We start from the raw sequence: 5,116 nt of genomic DNA, 5'->3' as shown, positions 1-5,116 counted from the left end.
GCGCGACATCGGCCCGATGCGCGCCGCCCGCAGGGTGGACCTGCTCAAGCTGGGGATGACCGACCGGCGCTCGGGCTACCCGTTGGAGACGGTCGTGCGCGCCGCCGACGCCGGGTGGCGGGTCGACGAGGTGGACGTCCCCTACCTGCCCAGGTCGGGGGCCTCCAAGGTGACGGGGACGTGGCGCGGCACGTGGACCGCCGTGCGCGACATGACGGCGGTGCTGCGCGAGCCGCCGGGCCCGGAGGGCGTGCGCGCGAGGGGAGGGCGGCCATGACCCGGGCCGGTGACCCCGACCTCCCGGCAGGGGGGACCACCCTGCTGGTGATCGCCAAGGAACCCGTCCCCGGACGGGTCAAGACACGGCTGACCCCCGAGTACTCGCCGAGGGAGGCCGCCGCGGTCGCCGAGGCCGCCCTGGCCGACACCCTGCACACGGTGCGCTCGCTCCCCGCCAGCAGAAGGCTCCTGGTGCTGGAGGGGCGGCCCGGACCCTGGCTCCCGCCGGGGTTCGAGGTGGTCCCGCAGTCGGGCGGCGGGCTCGACGAACGGCTCGCGCACGCCTTCGCCCGGTGCTCGGGCCCCTCCCTGCTGATCGGTATGGACACCCCCCAGGTGAGCGGGGAACTCCTGGGGCCCGCCCTGGCCCCGGACGCCTGGGAGCGCGCCGACGCGTGGTTCGGCCCGAGCGAGGACGGGGGCTTCTGGGCGCTCGGCCTGGCCGACCCCGACCCCCGCCTGCTGCGCGGCGTCCCGATGTCCACGCGGCACACCGGGCGGTTCCAACGCGCGCGACTGGTCGACGCGGGGCTGCGCGTACGCGACCTGGACGTGCTCACGGACGTGGACACGCCCCGCGACGCCGCGCTGGTGGCCTCGCTCGTCCCCGGCAGCCGCTTCGGCAGGGCGGTCGGGCTCGCCAGAGCGGGGTGTCGGCGGTGAGCGCGACCGAGACCGGGATCGACACGAGGCCGGCCCCGTGGCTGTGCGACCCCTACTCGCGGGCGCTCGCCGACGGCCGCGGCCCCCTCTTCCTGCGACGGCCCGACGGGTGGATGCTGCGCCTGGACGTCGAACGCTGGTGCGGGGGGACCGACGCCGCGGACGAGAGCGTGCTGGAGCGCTGTGAGGGCGACACGCTGGACGCCGGGTGCGGGCCCGGGCGCATGGTGGTCGCGCTCGCCGCCCGGGGCCGCCGGGCGCTGGGCGTGGACATGAACCCCGTGGCCGTGTCGCGCGCGGTCGAGGCGGGCGGCCGGGCGGTGTGCGCCTCGGTGTTCGACCCCCTGCCCGGCGAGGGGGGCTGGCGCACCGCGCTGCTGGTGGACGGCAACATCGGTATCGGCGGAGCCCCCGGGGGCCTGCTCGCCCGCATGCGTGAGGTCGTGCTGCCCGGCGGCCTGCTCATCGTCGAGACCGCCGCCCACGAAGTCCACGAGTGCGTGACGGTGCAGGTCACCGACGGCCGGGGGGAACCGGGTCCCCCGTTCCCGTGGGCGCGGATCGGCCCCCGTGCTCTGCGGTGGTGCGCGCGGGAGAGCGGGTGGGACTGGTCGGAGGCCTGGCAGGTGCGGGGGCGCCGGTTCGCGGCACTGCGCGCGCCTCGGGGCAACCCGGCGCCGGGACCCGTCCGTCCCGCGGTGACGGCGTGACGCGGCCCGGGCTCCACCAGCGCGACGTCCGGGGCGCGGTCGGCACCGCTTGGACGGGAGCGCGCGCCGACCTGTCCGCGGCGGCCCTGGCCGCGCTCCTCTTCGCGGCGGCCGCGGTTCTCGGCACCCGCATCGAGCGCGCCCACGGAGTCCTGCACGTGGACTGGCCGCCGCTGTACGCGTCCTGGTTCCCGCACACGGGGCCCGGCACGGTCCCCGCCCTGGCCCTGGCCGTTGTGGTGGCGGTCTGCGGTCCCGCGGTGGCGCGGGCCCTGCCCTGGCGCGTCCTGGTGTGGGCCGTCTGGGCCGCGTCCGTGCTCTGGACCACCGCGCTCGCGCTGGTCGACGGTTGGCGGCGCGGGATCGTCGGCCGCCTGCTGTCGCCCCACGAGTACCTGGCCTCGGTCGACCGCTTCGAGGACGTGGGCGCGGCGCTGAGCACGTTCACCCGGCACATCCTCATCGGACAGCCCGACAACTGGCCCACGCACGTGGCCGGACACCCCCCGGGCGCCGTCCTGACCTTCGTCGCGCTGGACCGGATCGGCCTGGGCGGCGGGGCGTGGGCCGGGATGTGGTGCGTCGTGGTCGGCGGCTCGGCCGCCGCCGCGGTCCTGGTCGCGATGCGCGCGCTCGGCGCGGAGTCGGCGGCCCGCCGGGCGGCCCCGTTCCTCATGCTGCTGCCCGCCGCGGTGTGGGTGGGCACGTCGGCGGACGGGTACTTCGCGGCGGTCACCGCGTGGGGCCTGGCCCTGCTCGCCGTGGCCGCGGCGCCCGGCGCGCGGGCGCCGCGCGCCACCGCGCTGGCGGCCGGTCTGCTCCTGGGGTGGTCGGTGTACCTGTCCTACGGGCTCGTCCTCATCGGGATCCCGGCCGTGGCGGTGCTCCTGTGCGCGCGGACCGCGCGCCCCCTGCCCTACGCGCTGCTGGGCGCCCTGGCCGTCGCCGCGGCCTTCACGGCGGCCGGTTTCCGGTGGTGGGAGGGCTACCACCTGCTCGTGGAGCGCTACTACCAGGGGTTCGCGTCGGTGCGGCCCTACGGCTACTGGGTCTGGGCGAACCTGGCCGTGGCGTGCCTGACGACCGGACCCGCGACGGCGGCGGGCCTGCGCCGGGTGCTGGCGCGCCTGCCAGGAGCGGTGCGCGGCCCGCGCCGGGCGCCGTCCCGGGAGGAGGCCACGACGGCCCTGCTGGTGGCCGCCGCCCTCGGCGCGGTCGTGGCCGCCACCCTGTCGGGGATGAGCAAGGGCGAGACCGAACGCATCTGGCTGCCGTTCGTGCTGTGGCTCGTCCCGGCCGCCGCCCTTCTTCCGGACCGCCACCACAGGGCCTGGCTGGCCGCCCAGGCGGCCACGGCGCTCGCGGTCAACCACCTGCTGCTCACCGGTTGGTGAACCGGGGCGCTCCGCGGGGCCGGTGCCCGAAGCCCCCGGCGTCCTCGCGGGCACCGGCGAAGGAACGCGCCCGTGGCGCGCCGGGGGCGTCTCCGGGTGTGACCGGCCGTGGGTTGACGGAGTCGGCGGACAGCGGGCGTAGGCCGGGTGTCTCCGGACGCGACCGGACGTGGGGACGCCGAGGGGCGGGACGGGCGGTGCCGTCCCGCCCCTCATCGCTCCGGAGTGGCGATCGTCCCCGACCGTGTGCTCAGGCGGTGTCCTGGAGCCGGTCGAGGGTTTGGGTCCGCGAGCGCTGGACCTCCTCGTCCAGTCCCAGGCCGGAGGCCCCGGACGCCCCGCAGGAGACGTCCCGCTCCGGGAACTCGCCGTCGACCAGGTAGCTCGTGGCCACGTCCCAAGCGCAGGGGTTGTCGCCGTAGACGTAGGCGCCGTGACCGCTGTCGTCGACGCTCACCAGCCGGGAACGCTGACCGAACTCCTCGTCCAGCAGCACTCCGCCCAGGTGCGGCGTGGCCGGGTCGCGCAGGTTCTGCATGATGAGGACGTTGGCCGGACCCTCCCCGGTGATCTCCACCGCGGGTTCGGACGGGGCGTCGTTCCAGTAGGCGCAGGGCATGACGTTGGCGCTGGCCGCGCCGTACATCGGGTACCTCTCCCGGTCCTCGGCCACGCCCTGCTGGTACGCGGCCAGGTCCTCGGGCCACTCGACGTCGTTGCAGGTCGTCGCGAGGAACACCGACCAGGCGTTGTCGGAGGGCCACAGCTCGCCCGTCGCCGCCCCGGCGCCGCCGAGCCCGCTCTCCTCCATGTGCCGCCGCACCGCCTCCTCGTCCGCGAGGCGCACCGACTGCCACAGCTGCGCCGTCCGCCCGTAGCTCCGCTCGTTGTACAGCCCCACGAAGACGGCCAGCCGGAAGACGTGGCCGTCGACACCGGCCACCGGGCCCTCCTCGTCGAGCCGCTCGGCGGTCTCGAAGTAGGTCTCCCGCACCTGTTCGGGAGAGCCGCCCAGGCCGTAGCTGCCGTCGCGCTCCGCCGCCCACGCGGCGAAGTCGGGGAAGGTCTCCTCGAAGCCCAGGGCGAACCTGCGCATGCCGTCGTAGTCGAGGAAGGTGTCGCCGATGTTGCTGTCGAGCACGATCCGGTCGGTGCTCCCGGGGAACATCGAGGCGTAGGCCGCGCCCAGCGCCGACCCGTAGGACAGCCCGAAGAAGCTGGCCTCCTCCTCGCCCAGCGCGGCCCGGATCCGGTCCAGGTCGCGGGCCATGTTGGCCGTCGAGATGTGGCGCATCAGCCCGTTCCCGTCGCTGCGCGCGCACTGGTCGGCGACCCCCTCGGCGACCGCGGCCTGCTCGGTGACCGCCGTCTCGTCGACCGCGTAGGGCGGGATGTTGCCGAAGTACTCCTGGTCGGTGGTGAAGCCGCAGCTCACAGCGGAGGAGCGCCCGACCCCGCGGGTGTCCATGCCGATCAGGTCGTAGCTGTTCAGGACGCTGGCGGGCACGCCCAGGGAGGCCAGGTCCGCGGGCATCGACAGCCCGGACCCGCCCGGGCCGCCCGGGTTGAGCAGCAGCACGCCGCGCCTCTGGTCCGGCTCCGTGCTGGCCAGCCGCGACACCATGATCTCGATCCGGTCGCCGTCGGGGTCGTCGTAGTCCACGGGCACCGGCACGGTGGCGCACTCCAACGGGTACGTCCCGGTCGGGACGTCCTCGGGGCAGGCACCCCACTCCAGTGCCGTCGTCGGCGCCCCGCCCCGTTCGTCGGCCGCCGCCGGCACCGGGGCGACCAGCGAACCGGCCAGACATACCGCCACCATCGGGAGCAGGCTCCGGCCCGCGCTCCGCCTTCGTCCCATGTCCCCAGCCTCCTGGATCTCGATTTCACCGGCGTCCTGGCGGGCACAGCTCTTCCGCCGTCCGTCGCGGGAGGGCCGTGACCGCCGTCGCCGGAGGCACGTGTCCAGCCTGCTGTCACTCCGACGAGTCCACCAGTGACACCGTGTCATGGGATGACGGTGAGAACCTCACGGGAAACCGTGACAGGCACACATCGTTCGCGGGTGGT

General features: G+C 75.5%; 4 protein-coding genes and 1 pseudogene. 4 read left to right on the top strand and 1 reads right to left on the bottom strand.

Annotated features, from left to right (window positions below; all coding sequences use genetic code 11):
* The 4 genes and pseudogenes from DQW06_RS18130 to DQW06_RS18115 form a co-directional block, all read left to right on the top strand.
* Positions 1-277: pseudogene (locus DQW06_RS18130) on the top strand (glycosyltransferase); the annotation flags it as partial.
* Positions 274-942, top strand: a complete 669-nt coding sequence (locus DQW06_RS18125) for a DUF2064 domain-containing protein (RefSeq protein ID WP_071621938.1) — start codon at positions 274-276, stop codon at positions 940-942. The pseudogene DQW06_RS18130 and the gene DQW06_RS18125, both read left to right, overlap by 4 nt.
* The gene (locus tag DQW06_RS18120) at positions 939-1,652 is read left to right on the top strand and encodes a bifunctional 2-polyprenyl-6-hydroxyphenol methylase/3-demethylubiquinol 3-O-methyltransferase UbiG (protein WP_232833067.1); all 714 of its coding nucleotides are present in this window, start codon (positions 939-941) and stop codon (positions 1,650-1,652) included. The genes DQW06_RS18125 and DQW06_RS18120 overlap by 4 nt, the downstream gene beginning before the upstream one ends.
* The gene (locus DQW06_RS18115; RefSeq protein ID WP_117198965.1) at positions 1,649-3,046 is read left to right on the top strand and encodes a hypothetical protein; all 1,398 of its coding nucleotides are present in this window, start codon (positions 1,649-1,651) and stop codon (positions 3,044-3,046) included. The genes DQW06_RS18120 and DQW06_RS18115 overlap by 4 nt, the downstream gene beginning before the upstream one ends.
* Before the next feature lie 250 nt (positions 3,047-3,296).
* Here DQW06_RS18115 and DQW06_RS18110 read toward each other — a convergent pair whose 3' ends face one another.
* A complete protein-coding gene (locus DQW06_RS18110; RefSeq protein ID WP_117198964.1) occupies positions 3,297-4,868 on the bottom strand; it encodes an alpha/beta hydrolase in 1,572 nt (523 codons plus the stop codon).
* Between the last annotated feature and the right edge of the window lie 248 nt (positions 4,869-5,116).

It is taken from the genome of Nocardiopsis sp. TNDT3, from assembly GCF_003427465.1.
Lineage (GTDB): Bacteria > Actinomycetota > Actinomycetes > Streptosporangiales > Streptosporangiaceae > Nocardiopsis > Nocardiopsis dassonvillei.
Note: the sequence above shows the minus strand (reverse complement) of the source record. Positions and strands in the feature narration are given on the sequence as shown.

Bases quoted from the DNA above. Each gene is read 5' to 3' on its own strand.
- DQW06_RS18110 (WP_117198964.1), bottom strand. From the start codon at position 4,868: ATGGTGGCGGTATGTCTGGCCGGTTCGCTGGTCGCCCCGGTGCCGGCG.
- DQW06_RS18125 (WP_071621938.1), top strand. From the start codon at position 274: ATGACCCGGGCCGGTGACCCCGACCTCCCGGCAGGGGGGACCACCCTG.